We start from the raw sequence: 21,180 nt of genomic DNA, 5'->3' as shown, positions 1-21,180 counted from the left end.
TGATATTAATATATAAGTATATTAACTTATTAGGAATGATTTTTATCATAATATCCGATAAAAGATAAGAAGAATCATAAAATATTATTTTTTTCAATAACTTATGATAGCGCAGGGATTTTAAAGATAACTGAATAATGTTAAAATTTGTTAGTCCGAAAATACAAAAAAGGAGAAAAAGATGCTTGATAGAGAAGCTGTTATTAAGGTTGCAAGACTTGCAAAACTAAATCTTACAGAAGAAGAAATAGAACTGTTTTCAAAGCAATTACCGGAAATAATAAAGTTTGTAGAAAAACTTGAAGAATTAGACACAGAAAATATATTACCTTTCTATGAATTAATTCAGCAGGAAACACCTATGAGGGACGATACACCTGAAGAAGGGCTTTCAAGGGAAGAAGCCCTTAAAAATGCACCTGAAGAAAAAAATGGATTTTTCGTAGTCCCAAGGGTTGTTTCCACTGAGTAAAAAAGGAGGAGTTTCAAAATATGGAAGAAACCATTAATCAAAAAGAATTGGAAGCCAAAAGAAAAGCACTTGAAAGTGCCCTTGCCCAGATAGAAAAAAGGTTCGGTAAGGGTTCTGTAATGACCCTCAGCGATGAGGCGGTAAAATCTGTTGAAGCAATACCATCTGGGTCTTTGACACTTGATCTTGCAACAGGTATCGGAGGAATACCAAGGGGAAGAGTCACAGAAATATACGGACCCGAATCCTCCGGAAAAACAACCCTTACACTGCACCTGATAGCAGAAGCTCAAAAAAGAGGTGGTAAAGCCGTTTTTATAGATGCAGAACACGCATTTGACCCTAAATATGCAAAGGCAATCGGAGTTAATATAGAAGATTTGATTGTTTCACAGCCAGACTACGGTGAACAAGCTCTTGAGATTGCAGAAACACTCATCAGAAGTGGTGCTGTAGATGTTGTAATTATTGACTCTGTTGCAGCACTGGTTCCAAAGGCAGAATTAGAAGGAGATATTGAAGACTCAAATGTAGGGCTTCACGCAAGACTGATGTCTAAAGCAATGAGGGTTTTAAAAGGGGCAGTAAACAAATCAAATACAGCCTTAGTCCTTATAAATCAGATAAGAGAAAAAGTCGGAGTAATGTTTGGGAACTCTGAAACAACAACAGGTGGAAGGGCTATCAAATTCTTTGCAGATATGAGACTTGAGGTCCGGAAAAAAGATATAAAAGACGCCGGCGAAAAGGTAGGAAGCAGAGTAAAAGTAAAAGTTGTTAAAAATAAACTGGCTCCCCCATTTAAAGAAGCAGAATTTGATGTTATCTATGGGGAAGGTATTTCTAAAGAAGGAGAAATCCTTGACCTTGGAGAAGAACTGGGAATTATCAAGAAAAGCGGTGCATGGTATTCTTACGGAGATATGAAGATTGGACAGGGAAGGGAAAAAGCCAGAGAATTTTTAAAAGAAAATCCTGAAATAAAGGAAGAAATTGAACAGAAAATAAGGGAGGCTATCACAGGTGGAGCTCAATGAAGTTTTAACAAAAGCAGTTAATAGCAATGCTACAGATATACACCTAAAGATTGGGAGATACCCGATTTTCAGGATAAACAGGAAACTGGTAAATATTGAGGAATTTGGGAAAATAACAGAACAGGATGTTGTTAATTTTATAAATCAAGTTGTAAAAAGCGAAGTTAAAAAGGCAGAACTGATTAAGAAAGGAGAACTGGATATATCTTACTCTATTCCAAAGGTAAGCAGATTCAGGGTAAATATATACAGACAGAGGGGAACTTACGCATTTGCCTTCAGAATTTTAAAAACAAAAATTCCTTCCTTTGAAGAACTTAATCTTCCTCCAAAGCTATCAGAAATTGCTCTTGAAAGGAGGGGTCTGGTCCTTGTTACAGGTCCTACAGGAACAGGTAAATCAACAACCCTTGCTGCAATGATTGATTATAGAAATCAGAATATGGAAGATGTTATTATTACCATTGAAGACCCTATTGAGTATGTTTTTAGAGACAAAAAATCATATATAGTCCAGAGGGAAATTGGACTTGATACTTCTTCCTTTGCAACCGCCCTTAGAGCAGCTCTTAGGGAAGACCCTGATGTAATTATGGTCGGTGAGATGAGGGATATTGAAACAATAGAAACTGCTTTGAGAGCAGCTGAAACAGGACACCTTGTTTTCTCTACACTTCACACCCAAGATGCAAAGGAAACAATAAACAGGATTATTGATATGTTTCCCCTTGAAGCCAAAAACCATATTAGACTTATGCTTGCCTCAACACTGAAAGCAATAATATCCCAGAGATTAATCCCAAGAGCCGACAAAGAAGGAATAGTCCCTGCCGTTGAAATTTTAATTAATACAGGTGCTGTATTTGATGCAATTATAGACCCTGACAAATTTGAACAAATTACAGACCTTATGGAAAAAGGTAAGACAGAATACGGAATGCAAACTTTCGATATGGCAATCTTAGACCTTTATAACAAAGGCTGGATTTCTTACAAAGATGCCCTTGCCTATGCCACAAATCCATCAGACCTTGACCTTAAAATCAAAGGTGTATCCTCAGGAGAATACGACGCAGGATTGTATGGTTTTGATGGAAATGTTTGATGAAAAAAATAAAATCTGTGGCCTTTCGATTACTTGCAAAAAAGGATTATTACAAACAGGAATTAAAGCAAAAACTTCTGCAAAAGGGTTTTAATGAAAACCAGATAGAGAAAGTTTTAGATGAACTTGAAGAAAAGGGATATATAAATGACGATAAACTAATTCAGAGGCACAAAGAACTTGCTATCCAAAAAGGGAAAAGCCCTTTATATCTCAGAAAAAAGCTATATCAAAAAGGAATATCACAATTAGATTTTTCCTATGAAGAAGAACTTGAAGCAGCACTCAATTTGCTGAGGAACAAATATAAAAAGCAAAAAAAATTTTACGATGTAGTAAAATTTTTAAAGAATAGAGGATTTTCTTATAGTGTAATTCAAGAAGCAGCTAATAAATTTCTAAATGAGGAAGAATGAAAGTTCTCACAGAGCAGAATTTACCCTTAAAAGAAGAAACTGTATGCACAATAGGAAGCTTTGACGGATTTCATATTGGACATATTCATTTACTGGAAAAAACAAAAGAAGAAGCACAGAAAACCGGAAGAAAATCCCTTGTAATCACATTTGAACCTCATCCTAAAAAAATTTTATCTCCAGAAAAAGCCCCTTGTCGTATAACTGACCTGACCACGAAACTGGAACTACTTGAATATTACAATATTGATTATGTATATGTAATCCACTTTACACCTGAATATGCAAAAAAATCTGCAAAAGCATTCCTGGACTTTTTAGCAAAAAATCTTAAATGTAAAAAAATTATAGTAGGCCACGACTGGCGTTTCGGCTATGGTGGAAAAGGTTGTATTGAATTTGCATCAGAATACGGGAAAAAAGCAGGCTTTGAGGTGGAAGTAATTCCTCCTATAAAAATAAATGACACAAGAATAAGTAGCACAATAATAAGAACACTTCTTAAAGAAGGTAAAGTTGACGAAGCAGAAAAATATTTAGGAAGAACATATTGTATAAAAGGCAAAGTAATCCAAGGGGATAGACTAGGACAAAAAATAGGATTTCCCACAATAAATATTATCCCAGATGTTGATTTATGCCTGAAAAAAGGTGTTTATATGGGATATGTATCATTTGACCACAAACTTTATCCTGCAGTTATAAACTATGGGACAAGGCCAACTGTTGACGGAAAAAAAACATTTATAGAAGCCCATATAATAGGCGAAAAATTAAGCAAAGATATAAAAGAAGTAAAAATATTTTTCAAAAAATTTATCAGGGAAGAAAAAAAATTCAACAACATCCAGGAGCTTCAAAAGCAAATCAAAAATGATATACAGGAAGCAATCAACACATTAGAGGTAAAAACATGAAAAGAATAGCTGTTTTTATATTTTTAATTGCTTTTGGTTTATCCTTTGGTTCACAGGTAAAAGTTCCGGAAGTCACATTTCCTGTTGAGATAACTGTTGAGAAGATAGAACAAAAACCATCTTTACAGCCACCAGACAAACTAAAGATAGGTCAGAAAATAGAAACACAGCTATTTGTTGAAGAATTTTCACCAATTCCTCCATATAATGCAGAACCTCCTTCAATTCCCCTTGAAAAACCATCCTCTTTTATGGGTATTCCTGAAGAAAATGCCCTTATGGCAGATGCTATAGATGATTTTTTTAACGGGAAATACCTATCTGCAAGGGATAAACTGATAAAACTGCTGAAAAAATATCCTGATGTAAAATTCAAAACTGAAGCTAAATATTTGCTGGGTCTTGTGTATTTCAAACTTGGTGAAAAAGAAAAAGCCCTAAAACAGTTTGAAAATACCTGTAAAACAGAAGAAACAAGTCCAATCAGAGATAAAGCCTGTCTTTCTGCAGCAATTCTACTGCTGGACTACGGGAAAATAAAAGAAGCAGAACAGTTACTTAAAAATGCCGAAACTCCTGACGAGAACTTTCTATTCTGGCATGGGGTAATATTTGCCCATGACAAAAAATATAAAGAAGCATTCAATCTGATTAAAGATATTAAATGCGAAAATCTGGATGTTGAATTTATAGATTACTGTAAATATATGAAAGGTTACTTATATTTTGCTAACAAACAGTTCAAAAAAGCTCTTGAAACATTAAACGAAATTAAATCCCCTGATTACTGGAGACATATCCTCCTTATAAAAGGATTTTCATATCTGCATCTTGGAGATTATGCAAAGGCAGAAAGCTATTTCAAAAAATATCTTGAAGGATACGGCACTGCCACCCCAATGGCAGCTTATGCGATTTACGGCCTTGGAATAATAGATTTTAAAAAAGGGAATATCAAATCAGCCCTTGAAAAAGCAGGTATTCTTGAGACAAGGGACAAAACCCTTGCACAAAACCTTTATATCAAAATAGCAGAAATATTGGCTGATAAAGGAGATTTTGAAACAGCATTTGTCCTCCTACAAAAATCTGCATTAACAGGTGGAAAATATGTTGAATATCTAAAGAAAAAACTTGCTATAACAGCCTACAACTCAGGCAAATATAGATATGCATTTTTAATGTTTAAATCAATAAACCAGCCGGAGTTTAACCTTTATGCAGGTTATGCCCTTCTAAAGTTAAACAGACCTGAAGAAGCAGCAAAATACATAGAAAAGGCATTAGACGGACTGACTGACCCTGAGAAAAAACTGCTGGCATTAAAATATCTGGCTGATATATACTTCCAGCTTAAACAATACAAAAAATACCTGCAGGTAGTAAAAGAAATAAGCCAGTATGACGAGGATTATGCAAGGGATTTACTGGGATGGTATTTCTTTGTTAAAAAAGAATATAAAAAGGCATATCAGGCGTTTAAAGACCCTTACCTGAAAGCAATCTCTGCTTTCAATGCAGGCCTTCTTGATGAAGCCCTCCAGATAGCCCAGAAAATCAATGACAGAAAAAGTAAACTTCTGATTGCATATATATTTATCAAAAAACAACAACCTGAACTGGCCAGAAAGGTGCTGGAAGAGCTATCTCAAGGGGATGATGAGATAGCACAAAAAGCAAGCTATCTATATGCATACACATACTTCCTGCAAGGAGATTACCTTACAGCTGCACAGGAGTTTGAAAACTTTGCCAATAGATACCCAGATACAAAGCTTGGAAAGCAGGCAATTCTCAGAATGGCAAACAGCTATTACAATGCAGGAGACACAGAAAAAGCAAGGGAAATATACAGACAGTTTATTGAGAAATACGCAGATAGTCCTGAGGCTATAGATGCTGCTTACCAGCTTACACTTCTTGAAATGAAAAATTCCAAAAATACAGATGTTGCAACCCAGATAAAGAAATTTATTGAGAAATATCCAGATTACCCATTTGTAAATCTCCTTAAAGTCCAGCTTGCAGACTACTACCTTAGCAAAGGGAAATTTGACGAGGCTGAAAAGTTATACTCCCAAATTATAGAACAAGATATTAAAGAAAGCGATTATGCCCTTTATAAACTGGGATATCTGTACTACCTGAAAAATGATTATCCTGATGCAATTAATACACTCAAGCAGTATTTGGAAAAATATCCCCAAGGAGAATATGCCCTTAATGTAAAATCACTTCTTGTAAAGATATACATAAAACAGAAAGACCTCAAAAAAGCCATTGAAGTTCTAAAACAAATGCCAGACACAGATGAAAACAGATACCAGCTCGCAGTTTTATATTACAAATTAGGAGATTTAACACAGGCAAAAAGCTATTTTGAAGATCTTTACACCAGATTTCCAAAATACAGAAATGATATAGCCTATTATCTGGCAAAAATACAGCTAAAACTTGGATATCCACAGCTTGCCAAAAAGTATCTGGAAGAGGCTGTAAATGGCTCAGATTATAATCATGTAGCAGAAAGTTATTATCTCCTTGGGCTAATATACCAGCAGGAAGGAAATCTGGAAAAAGCCCTTAACAATTTTGTAAATGTGGTTTATCTTTATCCTGAAGCCAAGGAATTTGTTATAAAGGCCAGAATTAAAGCAGCCGAAATAATGAAAAGTAAAGGTCACAAACAGGAAGCCGCTTGTATGCTGAAACCTCTTAAAAAATACAATCTCAACCCTCCCCTGCAACAGAAGATAAAACAACTACAAGAAGGGCTTCCCCAATGTAGATAAAGGAGGATAAAAGATGGAATATATAATCCAGATTTTCCAGAAAGGTGGACCTATAATGTATCCCCTTTTATTTCTGGGGATATTGGCAATAGCATTTATTATTGAGCGGTTATACTCCCTTTCATCAAGAAAAACCTTTCCTGTTAGAAAGTTAGAAGAGATATCCTTTTACATACAGGAAGGTAGATTTGCAGAAGCCATAACAATAGCAAAAAATACAAACTCTGTGGCAACAACACTTGTGGCAGGGATACTTGAGGCATACATAAGAGGAAGAAAAGATGAGCAGCAACTTAAAACTGTTGCAGAAGAAATAGCAAGAGCTGAAATTCCTAAACTTGAAGGTTATATAAATGCCATTGGCGCCATTGCTGCCATTGCACCACTGCTCGGTTTCCTTGGAACAGTTGTCGGGATGATACAGGTTTTTGAGGCGCTATCTGTTGAAGGTCTTTCTAATCCTCAGGTATTATCTGCAGGAATATCACAGGCATTAATAACAACAGCTTTTGGTCTTTCTATTGCTATTCCAACCCTTGCAGCATACTGGTATTTCAGATCTAAATTATCATTTATTGTTTCCCAGATGGAAAATCTGGCTACAGAGCTTATATATCAACTTACAGAACTTTCCAGCAAGGAAGGTGAGCAAAAATGAATTTTAGAAAATATATGAGGACACAGGATACAGGCTTTGTCGTTGATATGACAGCCCTTGTTGATATTGCTTTCATAATTATATTATTTTTAGGAATAGTAAGCACTCTTGCCCCTATATCATCAATAAATGTTGAATTACCACAGGCAACAGCTGAAAAAACGTCAATAGAACCTGTAAAGATATTTGTTGATAAAGATGGTAATTACTATATCGGCAACCAAAAAGTAACAGATGCAGAAATTGCCCAGTTTCTAAAATCAAAAAATGCAAAATCCCTTGTGGTTATAGCAGATAGAAGAGTTGAATATGGTAAGGTTGTTCACCTGATGGATATTGCAAAACAAAACGGTATTGAAGAAATAAATATAGCCACAAGAAGAGGTGGTCAGTAATGGCTAAAGAGGAAATGGTCATTGCTGGAAAGATACACGGAACACATGGGGTTAGAGGAGACCTTAAAATAGAGATATTTCCACCTAATTTTAAACTGCCGGAAACTATTTATATAAAAGACAAAGAAGGTAAATTCCAACCTCTACAGGTTGAAGCATTTTCAAGAAAAAAAGGCCTAATAAAATTCAAAGGATACGATGATTTAGATAAAGCAAAAAAGATAAAACACAAATATTTTTATGTAGAAACCTCTAAGCTTCCCAAACCTGCCAAAGATACATTCTACGAATACCAACTTATAGATGCCGATGTTATTTATAATGACAAAGTTGTAGGAAAAATTATAAAAGTAGATGATAGATTATCAACGGCTTACCTAATAATAAAGTGCACTGATGAAAAAATTAGGCATTTACCGTTTATAAAAGAATTTGTAAAAGAGATAGATGTAGAAAATAAAAAGGTTTATATTCATCCACCAGAAGGGTGGTTTTCACTTTAAAGTTGAAATTTTTTAAAAATGAATAAATTATCACCGTAGATAAATAAAAAGGAGGTAAGAAAGATTTTAAAGTTAGAAGTTCAAATTCCACAGGAAGCTTTTTGGAGCATAGTCGGAAACAGAGATGAAAATATAAAATTCTTTGAGGATATATTTGGGGTTGATATATTTGCCAGAGGAACAAGTTTAATTGCAGAAGGAACAGAAGAAGAACTTGACAGATTTGAGGATTTTATGCAAAAAGTGGCTTCTTATTTTGAAGGAGGTCATCAATTATCCCCCCAAGATGTGAGAAATCTGGCTGTTGGATACAAAAATGAAACTCCTCAGCAGCAGGTTGTCGGAAATTATGAAGCAATTTTGTTCACCCATAGAAAAAAACCAATAATGGCCAAAACCCCATCACAAAAGGCATACATAGAGACAATAAAGAAAAATGATATAACTTTCGGAGTGGGTCCTGCAGGAACAGGTAAAACATATCTTGCAATGGCAATGGCTGTTTCATACCTGAAACAACAAAAAGTAAACAGAATAATCCTGACAAGACCGGCAGTAGAAGCAGGGGAAAAACTTGGATTTCTCCCAGGAACATTAACAGAAAAAGTTGACCCATACCTCAGACCTTTATACGATGCTTTATATGAAATGGTTGACCCTGACAAGATTAGAGATATGCTGGAAAAAAATATTATAGAAATTGCACCGCTGGCATTTATGAGGGGAAGAACCCTTAATGATGCTTTTATCATTCTTGATGAAGCACAAAACACAACAAAAGAACAGATGAAAATGTTCTTGACGAGAATAGGTTTTGGTTCAAAGGCGGTTATCACAGGTGATATAACACAGATTGACCTGCCAAAAGTTAGTCAGTCAGGCTTAATAGAAGCCCTTGAAGTTCTTAAAGATGTAAAAGGTATTGGAATATGCAGATTTTCTGAAAAAGATGTGGTAAGACACCCTGTAGTCCAGAGAATTATTACAGCTTACGACAAATATGAAAGGGAAAAAGAAAATGAACAAAATTCTAATAAGTAAGGATATATACGACAGGCATATCACAAAGAAATTTGTGAAAGAAGTTGCAGAGAAAATCCTAAAAGAACTCAATCTGGACAATGTGGAACTTAGTATAACCCTGACAGACAACGATACAATACAGCAGATAAATAAAGAATGGCGAAAAAAGGATAAACCAACAGATGTTCTGTCTTTCCCTATAGATGAAAAACCTCCGGGGTATAAATACAAAATACTGGGAGATGTGATTATCTCCCTTCCTTTTGCAAAAAAACAGGCAAAAGAAATAGGGCTCTCATACAAAGAAGAAATAGTCAGGTTACTAACCCACGGAATTTTACATTTGCTTGGTTATGATCATGAAACCTGCCCTGCAGAAGCCAAAAGAATGTTTGACCTGCAGGACAGAATATTTGAAAAGGTTATTTCTGATTATACTCAACAGGAAAGTTCTTAGCTTTCCATTCTAAAATGCCGCCTTTCAGGTTATAAACATGTTTCAACCCCATCTGTTCCAGCATTTTGCTGGCCACAACGCTTCTATTTCCACTTCTACAGTAAACAAGAACAGTTTTATCCTTTAATCCTGCAAGCCATATAAATCTAAAAACTTGAACGGGAATAAGATTTGCTCCTTTTATATGACCATCTTTTTGATATTCAAGAAATGTTCTAACATCAAGAATAATTGCATCAGGTTTTTTCATTAATTTAGCAAATTCTTCTGCTGAAACATCGGTATAGGCAAAAGCTTTTACAAAAATAAACATTCCAAGAATAACAGCTAATTTTTTCATATTCCACCTTCCCAAGTAATAGTTCTAAAATTTTAAGAAAAGCTAGCAAAAAATTCAATTAATTCTAAAAAATTTGTGTATCTGGGGAATTATTCTGACTTCTATACCTTTTTTTATCAAGGATTTTTGTATCTTTAGTGCTTTTTCAAAATATTTCTGCTTATTTCCCTCAGGTTGAAGGGTTATTGGGAAATCTACAAAAGCAGAAACAATATTTTCAGTTAAAAATTCATCAACAACAAGTTTCATCTCTGATATGTATGGTTTTAAATCTCTGTGAACCATGTAATTACTATCTGGCTTTGGTGAACAGACAACATATATATTTTCACTATATTCTGGATATAACTTTCCAATGATTTTTCTATAAACTGTGCCGTTAGTTTCAAGAATTACATAGTAACTTTCTTTGATTAAAGCCTCAAAGAGAGGGTCAAACCCTTCATTAACAAGGGGTTCTCCACCTGTTATACATACTTTTTTATTGGAAAAATCTTTTATAGTGTCCAGTATTTCTTCAATAGACATTAATTTATAAGAACCGGTATCATAGGAATAGGGGGTATCACACCAGGAACATCTCAGATTACATCCTTCCAGTCTTATAAAAGAAACCGGATATCCTATAAGCCTGCCTTCACCTTCTATGGAATTAAATATTTCTACTACTCTTATTTTTTGCATTTAACCCTTTAGGATAAAATCTTAATCATCTTTTCGTCGTTGAGTTCCATTGCTAAATCTAATGGTGTTTTTCCGAATTTGTTCTTTATTTCCTTATTAGCTCCATGTGATATAAGTTCATAAGCTATATCTGCAGAGCTTGCTATAACTGATAAATGAAGAGGTGTATTTCCTTCATTACTTTGGACGTTAGGGTCTGCCCCTTTTTCAAGAAGCAGTTTAACTATATCAAGATATCCTCTATCAACAGCGATATGTAGAGGAGTCTCTCCGAAAGCACCTTTTATATTAGGGTCTGCTCCTTTATCTAAAAAATATTTAACCAGTTCTATATCTCTCTCTTTTACGGCAACATGTAAGGGACTTCCTTCATATTCATAAATCTGATTTAAGTCTACATTCAGCATATCAACCAGCCTGTAAACTTCATCATAATCCCCTTCCATTACAGCATCTATTAGCTTTTTAAGTAGTCTTATCTTTTCCATAATGACCCTCCTTAGATTATTTTATGTTTATACCTTCTATACGCCTAAAATCTTTCGCATTACGAATTAATAACAGAAGTATTCTTTTCTCCAAGCTTTTTCTCTAATACCTTTCAATGTAATATCCCTGTCTTTCCATATTCCAAAAACAGCTTCAAAATCAGGTTTCCTTTTCTTTTTTTCAGATTCAATCTTAATATTTTTCACATATGGAATATCTTTTAACATATTAATTAAATGTTTAGCTTTTTCTTCATTAGACACATCAATTACTATTTTCATTCTATGTCTCCTGAAAACTCCCTATATATTTAAATCTATACCACTCTGCCTGTGATAACAGTCTTGACCTTACCATCTTTGTTTAACACCTGTGCAAGTGCATATATCTCAACCTCTTCCTGTGATTCATTTTCAATAGCTCTTATTGAACTAATTTTACCTTTTCTAATGACAACCGGCCTATCTGTTGGTGTATATCCCTGTTTTTTGAAAGCATCTATAAGAATATCTGTCAGTTTATCCTCATCTAATTGTTCTATATCTATGTCATCTAAAACAATCATAATTTGTTTAACATCTTCCATATCTTACTCCTGAATTAGTTTTTGAATGTATTTGTCCAAAAGCTTTATACTTTGGGCAGTTCTACCTTCAAGGGTGTTTTCTTTTTTCAAGTTCTTTTCAAAAGGATAAACTTCTTCCATTTCAGACTCTGGTCTTGCAACTATATTTGTAATAAGACCATCCTTATCAACGAGGATTATAAGAGGAACATCAACTTTTCTGATTTTATAATTCTCAATAGCATCCCTATATCCACGATAGACGGGTATTTTTAATGGAAGTAATTTTTTTAGTTCTTGAACTTCTTTTTTATCAGACCTGCTTAACAGAACAGCCATAAACACAACTTTGTCTTTATATTTGTCATAAAGCTCATTCATATGGGGCAGAAATTTAAATGTTCCCGGCTGGTCACCTATAGCAAAGAATATAATTACAGCAGGCTTATGGTCTATTACCTGTGATGCTTTTACAACTTTGCCAGACTCATCAATAGAGGTAAAATCTCTAAACTCCTTTCCTACCAGTGTATTATCAAATGCAAAACTCAGCGAAAAAACAGTTAAAAATGCCATTATTACTTTTCTCATCTTAAATCTCCTTTCCAATGTTATTTTCCCTTTCATCCCCAACCTCCGTTAAAACAACTTCTGTTACACTGTTTATTGGTTTTTGAGAATCAAATTTTATATGAATATAATTCCCTGTAAGCCCCACCTTCTTTCCGTCTCTTTCTGATATAACAAGGACTTCCAATGGCTTGCCTAAGTATTTTTCTCTAAATTCTTTATTTTTTTGTTCAGAGATCTGTCTTATTATTTTTGTTCTTCTTTTTTTCTCCTGTGGATGAACTTTATCTCCTATTTTCTGGGCTGCTGTTCCTTTTCTTTCTGAATATGTAAAAACATGTATATATGCAAAAGGCAGTTCTTTTATCACTTTTACAGTATTTTCAAAAGCCTTTTCATCCTCTGTTGGAAAACCTGTTATTAAATCTGTTCCAATTGCTGTATCAGGTCTTCTTTTAATAATCTCATTAACTACCTGTGCATATTGGGAAACGGTATAATTTCTTTTCATATCTTTTAGAACTTTATCATCACCGGACTGGATAGACAGATGGAAATGGGGAGCAATTTTTTCCTCTGAAGTTATCAGACCAAGAAGTTTATCATCTATCTCATTAATTCCCATTGAGGAAAGCCTTACTCTGTAAAGTCCATCTATTTTAATAAGCTGATTTAACAAATCATATAAAAATCCCTCTTTATGGTCGTATCCGAACTGGGAAAGCTGTGTTCCTGTTAAAACAATTTCTTTAAAGCCTCTATCAACAAGAATTTTCACCTGCTGGACAATCTGGTCTATTTTGGCACTTCTGACTTTTCCCCTTGCGAATGGGATAATACAAAATGAGCAGAAACTATTACATCCTTCCTGTACCTTCAGGATAGGACGGGCACCTTCATAAAAAGTGCTTATTTGGAATGTTTCAAACTCATTTTTCCTGAAGATATTATCTATAAAAACTTTATCCTGTCTTTTTTCATTTATATATTGCTCAACCAGCTCCAAAACAGCTGTTTTATGGGAATTTCCAATAACAAGGTCAACTTCTTCCATTTTTGCCAGTTCTTCTGGGGATACCTGTGCATAACAACCTGTCGCAACTACAATGGCCTCAGGATTTCTCCTTTTTGCCTGTCTGATTGTTTTTCTGGAAGTTCTATCGGCATCATTTGTGACTGTGCAGGTATTTATCACATATATATCTGCTTTATCTTCAAATCCAGACAGAATATACCCTTTATTTTCAAACTCTTCTTCCATTGCAGAGGTTTCAAAGTGGTTCATCCTGCATCCTAAAGTTGAAAAGGCAACTTTCAGTTTTTCCATACTAAACCTTGAAAAAATTTGTTTAATACAAGATAATTTTATACAGATTTTATGAAATTCAAATGAAATTAATCAGAAAATAAAGAAAAAAGAGGGGCAGGACCCTCATTTTTTCTGGGTTAGAGACTGGGAAAGGTCTTTGATAAGGTAGAGGGCAAATATAAGTCCTTTCTGGACTTCCGGGTCTCTGATAACCCTGAGGAGTCCTGTCATACCCAGCTTTGGAGGATGTTCTTCTATAAGCCTTGATGCTTCTTCTATTCCTGATAATGCTGATGTTGCTATTTCTTCAATCCTAAATCTTGCAAGATTTACAGTTATATCCGTTATTAAAGTAACTATTCTTTCTACCATTGAGTCTGTAAATGCATTCCTCATTACTGTGAGTGCATTTACAAGGTCAATTAACGCTTCCATATTATTTCCTGCGTTAAGTGCTGATAGTTGAGGAATTACTTCTTTTAGATTTGCCCTGTTTACTTCATCTACCAGTTCTCCAAGCTCACTGACAGTGGAAGTTAACCTTTCCACCATAGAATCAGTAAATGCATTTAAAACAGTTGATAATGCCCCCACAGCAGACATAAGATTTTCCATTGATTTATTTAATGTTTCTGCATTTTTAGATAGTTTATCAATAGCTTCCATCATTTCAGGATTACTGAGCCTGTCTACAAGCTCAACCATTTTTTCTAAATTTGAAGCTGCCCTTTCAACCATGTCATCTGTAAATGCATTTTTCATAACATCAAGGGCAACTTCCATATCTTTATTCTCAGCCATTTTAATCCTCCTTTATAGTATTCCTCTTGCTGTTAACCAATAAACCCTGTTATATCCAAGTTTTAACCAGTGAATCATCTTTGATGGAGGAACTGGATCCGGTGGTGTTGTATAGTTAAACCAGACATAAGTAGCAGCATTAAAACCTGTTTCTATAAAACACATAACTTTTCCGTCATAACCCCTTGCAGGATGTCCTTCTTTTATTTCAGCTATAAGATTCTCTGCCACAACATCGGCCTCAAAGTGAGCTGTTGAACCGGCTTTTGATATAGGTAGATTTGTTGTATCTCCGCAGACATAAACATTATCATGTCCTTCTGCTTTTAGAAGATGTTTATCTGTTGGAACCCATCCATCCTGAATACCTGAATTTATCAGGGAATCACTGCCTTTATGCGGTGGTATTGCTATAAGGAGGTCAAACTCTTTTTCAAATCCTTCCATACTATGAACAACGCCGGGCTCAACCTTTTCCATATTAAAGAGGGTTTCATACTGAATATCCCTTTTCTCAAACTCTCCAACTGCCCAGTTTGCAACCGGCTCAAGTGCATGTAATCTTCCAATTGGATATGTATAATGGAGTTCAACTTTATCCCTTATCCCTTTATTTCTGAAATACTCATCAAGCATAAATGTTATTTCAAGCGGTGCAACAGGACATTTATGAGGAGCTGCAACTGATACAACCACTTTTCCACCTTCAAATTTCCTGAGTTTTTCTCTTAGTTTTTTAGCAGTTTCAAGGGTATAGAAAATATCTCCGTGTTCTGTTAAGCCTTCTATCTGGTCAGGTCTTGGATTTGAACCTGTCGCTATTACCAGATAATCATAATCAATTTTCTTTCCTGATTTAGTCCTTACAGCATTTGCATTAAAATCAAACTCTTCAATTTCATCATGAATAAAAATAACCGAAGGATTTAACAGGTCTCTCATATTTTTGAACATTTCCTCTTCTCTAAATCTATCAAAAACAATGTAAAGCAAAGCAGGTTGATACATATGTTTTTCTTCTTTGTCTATTACTTTAATAACGACCTCTCCCTTTTTAACCTCTTCATGTAATCCTCTTGCCAAAAGATTTGCTATTATTGAACCTGCTGTTCCTCCTCCTGCTATAACAATGTGTGTAGCCATCCTTAAAACCTCCTTTATTTAGTTTTTTTGACTTTTACAACCCAATATCCATCTTTTTCTTCTGTTCCCAGATATTCATGTCCCACCTTTTTAACCCAGGCAGGAATGTCTTTGGCGGAACCTTTGTCTGTTGAAAGGACATGAATTTCAGTTCCGATAGGAACAGATTTGATTTTTGCTATTAATTCCATTAAAGGCCCTGGACAAAAAGAACCTCTTGCATCAACAACCACAACATTTTCTGACATTTTTTTACCTCCAAAGCTTATTTGTTAAATAACCATTACCTGTCCACCTTCTGCTATACCGAGGAATTCTGTAATTCCAACCATTTCATCAAAAAGGCCTTCCTCAAGGTCTTCAACTTCCCATCCAAGAACATCCATAGCCAGACCGCAGGCATAAAGTTTTACGTCTCCCATTTCCTTTGCCTGTTTGAAAACATCAATAAAAAACGGTGCATTCTTTTCCAGAATTGCATTTCCAACGATGCTTTCTACTTTTGCCCTCTCCTCTTTTGAAAGACCTTTTTTAAATGGCGGTATAGCACCCATTGTGACGAATATACGGACAGGTGTTCCAAAAGTGGCAACAACAGAAGACAGCATTGCAGCCATCTGGAGCTTTTCAAGTGTTCCTGTTCCTAAAACAATGACAAGTTTATTTTCCATGCTACCCTCCTATATAAAAATATATTTATTGACCTTAAATATTGTTATATGTTTAAAGATAAAAACTGTAATTTTTACTGTCAATACATTATTTATAATTAACTATGGAAAGTGCTGCAGAATAAGGTTTATAAAAGTTTAGGCTTTATATTTTCTGGAGATTGCATATATTTCAGATTGGAAAAAATAATAAATTGAAAACAAAAGATGAGGGAACCGACTTACATAAAACTCCTTGAAACAGGTGAGCTCAAGGAGAGAGTAGAAAAAGCAAAAGAAATGTTATTAGAGTGCACAGTTTGTCCTCGGGAGTGTAAAGTTAATAGACTGGATAATAAAACAGGTTTCTGCAAAACAGGTAAAAATGTTTATGTTGCTTCCTTTTTCCCACATCATGGAGAGGAATTTCCAATTAGAGGAAGATATGGAAGTGGAACAATATTTTTCTCATACTGCAATCTTGGATGTGTATACTGCCAGAACTATGATATAAGCCAGTTAGGAGAGGGTAAGGAGATATCTCCTGAAGAACTTGCAGCAATTATGCTTTATCTTCAAGAAGAAGGATGCCACAATATAAATTGGGTAACCCCTTCTCATATTGTTCCCCAGCTTATAGAAGCTACATACATAGCAGCCCAAAAAGGACTTAAAATTCCAATTGTTTACAATACTTCTTCTTATGACAGCATAGAAAGTTTAAAACTACTTGATGGGATAGTAGATATCTATCTTGCCGACCTGAAATACCTGAATGAAGAATATGGTAGAAAATACTCAAAGGTGAAAAATTATCCTCAAGTTGCAAAAGAAGCGATAAAAGAGATGCACAGACAGGTAGGAGACCTGAAAACAGATGAACATGGAATAGCTTACAGGGGCTTACTGGTCAGACATCTTGTTCTGCCTAATGATATATCCACGTCAAAAGAAGTAATTGATTTTCTCAAATCTGTTTCACCTAATATGCATGTAAACATAATGGCACAATACCATCCGTATTATAAAGCCTATGATTATCCAGAATTAAACAGAAGAATCACAACCAAAGAGTATTTTGATGCATTGGAATATACAGAGAAGGCTGGCCTAAATATAGTAAAAGACTAATATGAGAAATACAGCCTTCCTCCGTATATATAATCTTCCTTAATTTCTTCCATATATTGAATATCTGCAGTAAAGGAAAGCATTTTGGATAGATTTATTTTATAGTAAGCTTCTGAAACTGTTATATCTTCTGTATTATCTCCGTGGACATATCCGACTCCTAAGCCAATCTGGTCGTCAAAAAATAGGTTACCAATCTGAAAACCACCACTCACAAAATAGTCATGGTTAGAATTTGATATACCTCCCCTGAAAAACAGACCAGTATTTTCTGAAAAAGAATAATCCGCCGAAACTCCGGCACCTTTATCCTCATAAGTTCCAAACAGATAGTAGTAATAAGGTCTTACTGAAAAATCATCTGTCTCATACTCAATTTCAACAATACCGACATTACCTTTATCCGGTTTGTTCTGCATATAAACCCCTGAAATTCCGGTAGTATCGGAAACCTTGTAAGAAAGATAAATACCGGGATTATAAGAAGGCAAAACAGCTATCGGATTATTAACAAAAGCATCATTCAAAAATTGTGTATTTTCATCATTGGCAAAATTATTTGCATCAATATAAGCGGTTGAATCTATAAGCCCTCCTGCAAATGTTAAATTTCCGAAATATCTTTGATAATAAAGCTCTAGCAGATAATCTCTGCCTGTATCATTAATATCCTTTAGATAATCCTCAAGGTCATCTGCAGTTGAAGACAGAGAATATCCTTCCCTTTCCAGTTTGTAAGTAATTCCATTTCCAAATGTTATTGAAGCGTTGATAAATAGTTCATCTTCAGGTGTAAATTTTAATAATGTAAAAACATGAGAACTGTTAAAAATAGCCCCATAACCATTTATCTGCTGATAAACAGTTGAATTAACAAAATTTATCTTATGTTTATGAAGTATATGTTCCAGTATAAACGGCTTTTGTGGCTCCTGTGCAACAGCAGTATAAAAACCCAAACCAGCCACAGCTAATAAGCATCTTTTCATACTTATACCTCACATTTCGGGCATTTTTTCTTATCGAAAATCCTCTTATAAAGAATATAACCGGCAATAAGCAAAAAAACCTCTATTATCAAATATTCCATATTTTACCTTTTTATATTTAACCTTTGTTATTTTACCATAATTGATATTTAGTCTCAATATCTATGATATCAATGGAATTATAGAAACTGAATCTGAATCTAAATTAATACAAAAACCCCTACACAAATATAAGAATATTCTTATATTTATAAATGTGGTTGCATTTCAACAGAATAGGAGGTTACCAAAATGGATAAAAAATTAGTTGTCTGGCTAAAAGAAGTTACAATGGATGATGTCCCACTGGTAGGGGGTAAAAATGCTTCCCTTGGGGAAATGATTAATGCCCTATCTTCAAAAGGTGTAAATGTCCCTAATGGTTTTGCCACCACCTCAGAAGCTTACTGGTATTTCCTTGATTACAACAATCTCAAAGAAAAAATTAAAGAAGCATTAAAAGACCTTGATGTAAATGACGTAGAAAATCTCCACAGACATGGTGTAAAGGTTAGAAATCTTATAAGGGGAGGAGAATTTCCTCCAGACCTAAAAGAAAAAATTCTTGATTATTACCATCAGTTAAGCAAAGAATACGGTCAGGAATACGTTGATGTTGCCGTTCGTTCATCTGCAACTGCAGAAGACACAGAAGAAGCATCATTTGCAGGACAGCAAGAAACATATCTAAACATCAAAGGAGATGAAGCCCTTTTAGATGCAATTAAAAGATGCTATGCGTCTCTTTTCACAGACAGGGCTATTTCATACAGAGAAACATTTGGATTTGACCATTTTTCTGTAGCTCTTTCAGCAACAGTTCAAAAAATGGTTCGTTCAGACAAAGGTTCTTCAGGTGTTATGTTCACATTAGATACTGAAAGTGGATTTAAAGACGTTGTTCTCATTACATCAATATACGGATTAGGGGAACTTATAGTAGGCGGTGCCGTTACACCTGATGAATTCCTTGTATTCAAACCAACTCTCCAAAAAGGCTATAAAGCAATAATTGAGAAAAAATTAGGACACAAAGATAAAAAGATGATTTACGGGGAAGGAGAGGAAAAAACAAAAATAGTTCCTGTTCCTTTAGAACAACAGAAAAAATTTTCCCTTACAGATAAAGAAGTCCTTAAACTTGCCAAATGGGGAATGCTTATTGAAGAGCATTACTCAGAAAGAAATGGCAGATGGACTCCTATGGATATAGAATGGGCAAAAGATGGGGAATTAAATGAATTATTTGTAGTTCAGGCAAGACCTGAAACAGTTCATTCAAGAAAAGATCGGACAAAAATCAAAGTCTATAAAATCACCGAACCACCTGAAGAAAGAAGAAAAAAAGTTCTCGTTACAGGTATTGCTGTAGGAAGCAAAATAGCTTCAGGAAAAGTAAAAATCCTTATGTCTCCGGAAGAAGGGGAAAATTTTGAGGAAGGCGATGTTTTAGTCACAGATATGACAGATCCAGATTGGGAACCAATAATGAAAAAGGCAGCAGCTATTGTTACAAATAGAGGAGGAAGAACTTGCCACGCTGCAATTGTTGCAAGGGAACTTGGAGTTCCTGCTGTTGTCGGAACCCATAACGCAACAGAAGTTTTAAAAGATGGTCAGCTGGTCACCGTTTCCTGTGCAGAAGGAGATACCGGATACGTATATGAAGGAAAAATAGAATATGAAGAAGAAGAGTTTGACCTTACAAAACTTCCTAAAACAAAAACTCCAATAATGATGAATATTGCTACCCCTGAAAATGCATTTATGTATTCATTCTTCCCAAATGCAGGGGTGGGTCTTGCAAGGGAGGAATTTATTATAAACAACTATATTGGAATTCACCCTAACGCATTACTGCACTTTGAAGAAATTAAAGAAAAAGACCCTCATCTTGCAAGAGAAATAGAAGTTAGAACCTTTGGATATAATAGCTGCACCCAATTTTATGTGGATAAACTTTCCTATGGTATAGCAAAAATTGCAGCTGCATTTTATCCAAAGCCAGTGATAGTTAGATTTTCAGATTTTAAATCAAACGAGTATGCAAATCTATTAGGTGGACATTATTTTGAGCCAAAAGAAGAAAACCCAATGCTTGGATGGAGAGGAGCCTCAAGGTATTATTCTCCGGAATTTAAAGACGCCTTTGGTCTTGAGTGCAAAGCTATTAAGAAGGTTAGGGAGGAAATGGGACTGGACAATGTAATAACGATGATACCTTTCTGTAGAACAGTAGAGGAAGGTAAAAAAGTAGAAGAAGTTATGAATGAATACGGCCTTAAAAGAGGAGAAAATGGTCTGCAGGTTTACGTAATGACAGAAATACCATCTAACGTAATTCTCCTTGAAAAATTTGCCCAGTATTTTGACGGATTTTCAATTGGCTCAAATGATTTAACACAGTTAACCCTGGGTCTTGATAGGGACTCAAACCTTGTAGCCCATTTATATGATGAAAGAAATGAAGCCGTTAAAGAAATGGTAGCGATGGCAATTCACAAAGCCAAAAAAGTAGGAAGAAAAATTGGTATATGTGGACAGGCACCATCAGACCATCCGGATTTTGCCCAGTTTCTTGTTGAACAGGGAATAGACACAATATCTATCAATCCAGACGCAATAATCAAAACAACCCTTGCTGTATATGAAATAGAAAAAAAACTTGGAATGCATAATGAATAATACAGTGGAG

Annotated in this window: 25 protein-coding genes; 13 read left to right on the top strand and 12 right to left on the bottom strand. The window is 34.9% G+C overall.

Features of this window, described 5'->3' with window-relative positions; translation table 11 throughout:
* Positions 1–181: 181 nt before the first annotated feature.
* From gatC to ybeY, 11 genes are all read left to right on the top strand, one after another.
* Positions 182–472: an Asp-tRNA(Asn)/Glu-tRNA(Gln) amidotransferase subunit GatC gene (gene gatC, locus MVE07_RS02620; RefSeq protein WP_297453578.1), complete on the top strand. Its 291-nt coding sequence runs from the start codon at positions 182–184 to the stop codon at positions 470–472.
* Positions 473–492: 20 nt separating this feature from the next.
* Positions 493–1,509, top strand: coding sequence for a recombinase RecA (recA, locus tag MVE07_RS02615; protein WP_297453575.1), 1,017 nt, complete (start codon positions 493–495; stop codon positions 1,507–1,509).
* Positions 1,496–2,614 (top strand): type IV pilus twitching motility protein PilT, encoded by a 1,119-nt coding sequence (locus MVE07_RS02610; RefSeq protein ID WP_297453570.1) that lies wholly within the window; start codon positions 1,496–1,498, stop codon positions 2,612–2,614. Before recA ends, MVE07_RS02610 begins: the two co-directional genes overlap by 14 nt.
* Positions 2,614–3,030 (top strand): regulatory protein RecX, encoded by a 417-nt coding sequence (locus MVE07_RS02605; protein WP_297453567.1) that lies wholly within the window; start codon positions 2,614–2,616, stop codon positions 3,028–3,030. The genes MVE07_RS02610 and MVE07_RS02605 overlap by 1 nt, the downstream gene beginning before the upstream one ends.
* Positions 3,027–3,947, top strand: coding sequence for a bifunctional riboflavin kinase/FAD synthetase (locus MVE07_RS02600; RefSeq protein ID WP_297453564.1), 921 nt, complete (start codon positions 3,027–3,029; stop codon positions 3,945–3,947). The genes MVE07_RS02605 and MVE07_RS02600 overlap by 4 nt, the downstream gene beginning before the upstream one ends.
* Positions 3,944–6,739 (top strand): tetratricopeptide repeat protein, encoded by a 2,796-nt coding sequence (locus tag MVE07_RS02595; RefSeq protein ID WP_297453561.1) that lies wholly within the window; start codon positions 3,944–3,946, stop codon positions 6,737–6,739. Before MVE07_RS02600 ends, MVE07_RS02595 begins: the two co-directional genes overlap by 4 nt.
* A gap of 13 nt (positions 6,740–6,752) precedes the next feature.
* On the top strand, positions 6,753–7,397 hold the full coding sequence (locus MVE07_RS02590) for a MotA/TolQ/ExbB proton channel family protein (RefSeq protein WP_297453557.1): 645 nt from the start codon (positions 6,753–6,755) through the stop codon (positions 7,395–7,397).
* Positions 7,394–7,792: a biopolymer transporter ExbD gene (locus MVE07_RS02585; RefSeq protein WP_297453554.1), complete on the top strand. Its 399-nt coding sequence runs from the start codon at positions 7,394–7,396 to the stop codon at positions 7,790–7,792. The genes MVE07_RS02590 and MVE07_RS02585 overlap by 4 nt, the downstream gene beginning before the upstream one ends.
* Positions 7,792–8,295, top strand: a complete 504-nt coding sequence (rimM, locus tag MVE07_RS02580) for a ribosome maturation factor RimM (RefSeq protein ID WP_297453551.1) — start codon at positions 7,792–7,794, stop codon at positions 8,293–8,295. The genes MVE07_RS02585 and rimM overlap by 1 nt, the downstream gene beginning before the upstream one ends.
* Positions 8,296–8,529: 234 nt before the next feature.
* Positions 8,530–9,336: a PhoH family protein gene (locus MVE07_RS02575; RefSeq protein ID WP_297453548.1), complete on the top strand. Its 807-nt coding sequence runs from the start codon at positions 8,530–8,532 to the stop codon at positions 9,334–9,336.
* Positions 9,314–9,775 (top strand): rRNA maturation RNase YbeY, encoded by a 462-nt coding sequence (gene ybeY / locus MVE07_RS02570; protein WP_297453545.1) that lies wholly within the window; start codon positions 9,314–9,316, stop codon positions 9,773–9,775. Before MVE07_RS02575 ends, ybeY begins: the two co-directional genes overlap by 23 nt.
* Here the strand turns inward: ybeY and MVE07_RS02565 are convergent.
* From MVE07_RS02565 to MVE07_RS02515, 11 genes are all read right to left on the bottom strand, one after another.
* Positions 9,741–10,115, bottom strand: coding sequence for a rhodanese-like domain-containing protein (locus MVE07_RS02565; RefSeq protein WP_297453542.1), 375 nt, complete (start codon positions 10,113–10,115; stop codon positions 9,741–9,743). The genes ybeY and MVE07_RS02565 overlap by 35 nt on opposite strands.
* Positions 10,116–10,169: 54 nt before the next feature.
* Positions 10,170–10,799, bottom strand: coding sequence for a 7-carboxy-7-deazaguanine synthase QueE (locus MVE07_RS02560; RefSeq protein WP_297453539.1), 630 nt, complete (start codon positions 10,797–10,799; stop codon positions 10,170–10,172).
* An 8-nt stretch (positions 10,800–10,807) separates the two neighbouring features.
* Positions 10,808–11,287 carry an ankyrin repeat domain-containing protein gene (locus MVE07_RS02555; RefSeq protein ID WP_297453536.1) on the bottom strand — a complete coding sequence of 160 codons (480 nt, stop codon included), beginning with the start codon at positions 11,285–11,287 and terminating at the stop codon, positions 10,808–10,810.
* A gap of 66 nt (positions 11,288–11,353) precedes the next feature.
* A complete protein-coding gene (locus tag MVE07_RS02550; protein WP_297453533.1) occupies positions 11,354–11,569 on the bottom strand; it encodes a hypothetical protein in 216 nt (71 codons plus the stop codon).
* Between the two features lie 35 nt (positions 11,570–11,604).
* Positions 11,605–11,874, bottom strand: coding sequence for a hypothetical protein (locus MVE07_RS02545; RefSeq protein ID WP_297453530.1), 270 nt, complete (start codon positions 11,872–11,874; stop codon positions 11,605–11,607).
* Between the two features lie 3 nt (positions 11,875–11,877).
* Complete coding sequence (locus MVE07_RS02540; RefSeq protein WP_297453527.1) at positions 11,878–12,480, bottom strand: redoxin domain-containing protein; 603 nt, start codon at positions 12,478–12,480, stop codon at positions 11,878–11,880.
* On the bottom strand, positions 12,446–13,750 hold the full coding sequence (gene mtaB / locus MVE07_RS02535; protein ID WP_297453524.1) for a tRNA (N(6)-L-threonylcarbamoyladenosine(37)-C(2))-methylthiotransferase MtaB: 1,305 nt from the start codon (positions 13,748–13,750) through the stop codon (positions 12,446–12,448). The genes MVE07_RS02540 and mtaB overlap by 35 nt, the downstream gene beginning before the upstream one ends.
* A gap of 105 nt (positions 13,751–13,855) precedes the next feature.
* Positions 13,856–14,533, bottom strand: a complete 678-nt coding sequence (locus MVE07_RS02530; RefSeq protein WP_297453521.1) for a DUF1641 domain-containing protein — start codon at positions 14,531–14,533, stop codon at positions 13,856–13,858.
* Between the two features lie 12 nt (positions 14,534–14,545).
* Positions 14,546–15,676 carry an FAD/NAD(P)-binding oxidoreductase gene (locus MVE07_RS02525; RefSeq protein WP_297453518.1) on the bottom strand — a complete coding sequence of 377 codons (1,131 nt, stop codon included), beginning with the start codon at positions 15,674–15,676 and terminating at the stop codon, positions 14,546–14,548.
* Positions 15,677–15,690: 14 nt separating this feature from the next.
* Positions 15,691–15,924 (bottom strand): sulfurtransferase TusA family protein, encoded by a 234-nt coding sequence (locus MVE07_RS02520; protein WP_297453515.1) that lies wholly within the window; start codon positions 15,922–15,924, stop codon positions 15,691–15,693.
* Positions 15,925–15,948: 24 nt separating this feature from the next.
* Positions 15,949–16,347, bottom strand: a complete 399-nt coding sequence (locus MVE07_RS02515) for a DsrE/DsrF/DrsH-like family protein (RefSeq protein WP_297453511.1) — start codon at positions 16,345–16,347, stop codon at positions 15,949–15,951.
* 207 nt (positions 16,348–16,554) lie between these two features.
* Between MVE07_RS02515 and MVE07_RS02510 the strand changes: the two genes are divergently transcribed.
* Positions 16,555–17,457: a radical SAM protein gene (locus MVE07_RS02510; protein WP_297453508.1), complete on the top strand. Its 903-nt coding sequence runs from the start codon at positions 16,555–16,557 to the stop codon at positions 17,455–17,457.
* Here the strand turns inward: MVE07_RS02510 and MVE07_RS02505 are convergent.
* Positions 17,454–18,446 carry a hypothetical protein gene (locus tag MVE07_RS02505; RefSeq protein ID WP_297453505.1) on the bottom strand — a complete coding sequence of 331 codons (993 nt, stop codon included), beginning with the start codon at positions 18,444–18,446 and terminating at the stop codon, positions 17,454–17,456. The genes MVE07_RS02510 and MVE07_RS02505 overlap by 4 nt on opposite strands.
* A 291-nt stretch (positions 18,447–18,737) precedes the next feature.
* Here MVE07_RS02505 and ppsA point away from each other — a divergent pair, with 291 nt between their 5' ends.
* On the top strand, positions 18,738–21,170 hold the full coding sequence (gene ppsA / locus MVE07_RS02500) for a phosphoenolpyruvate synthase (RefSeq protein WP_297453503.1): 2,433 nt from the start codon (positions 18,738–18,740) through the stop codon (positions 21,168–21,170).
* Positions 21,171–21,180 lie beyond the last annotated feature (10 nt).

Source organism: Persephonella sp., from assembly GCF_027023985.1.
In the GTDB taxonomy this organism is placed as follows: domain Bacteria; phylum Aquificota; class Aquificia; order Aquificales; family Hydrogenothermaceae; genus Persephonella_A.
This window is presented reverse-complemented; position numbering and strand designations above follow the sequence as displayed.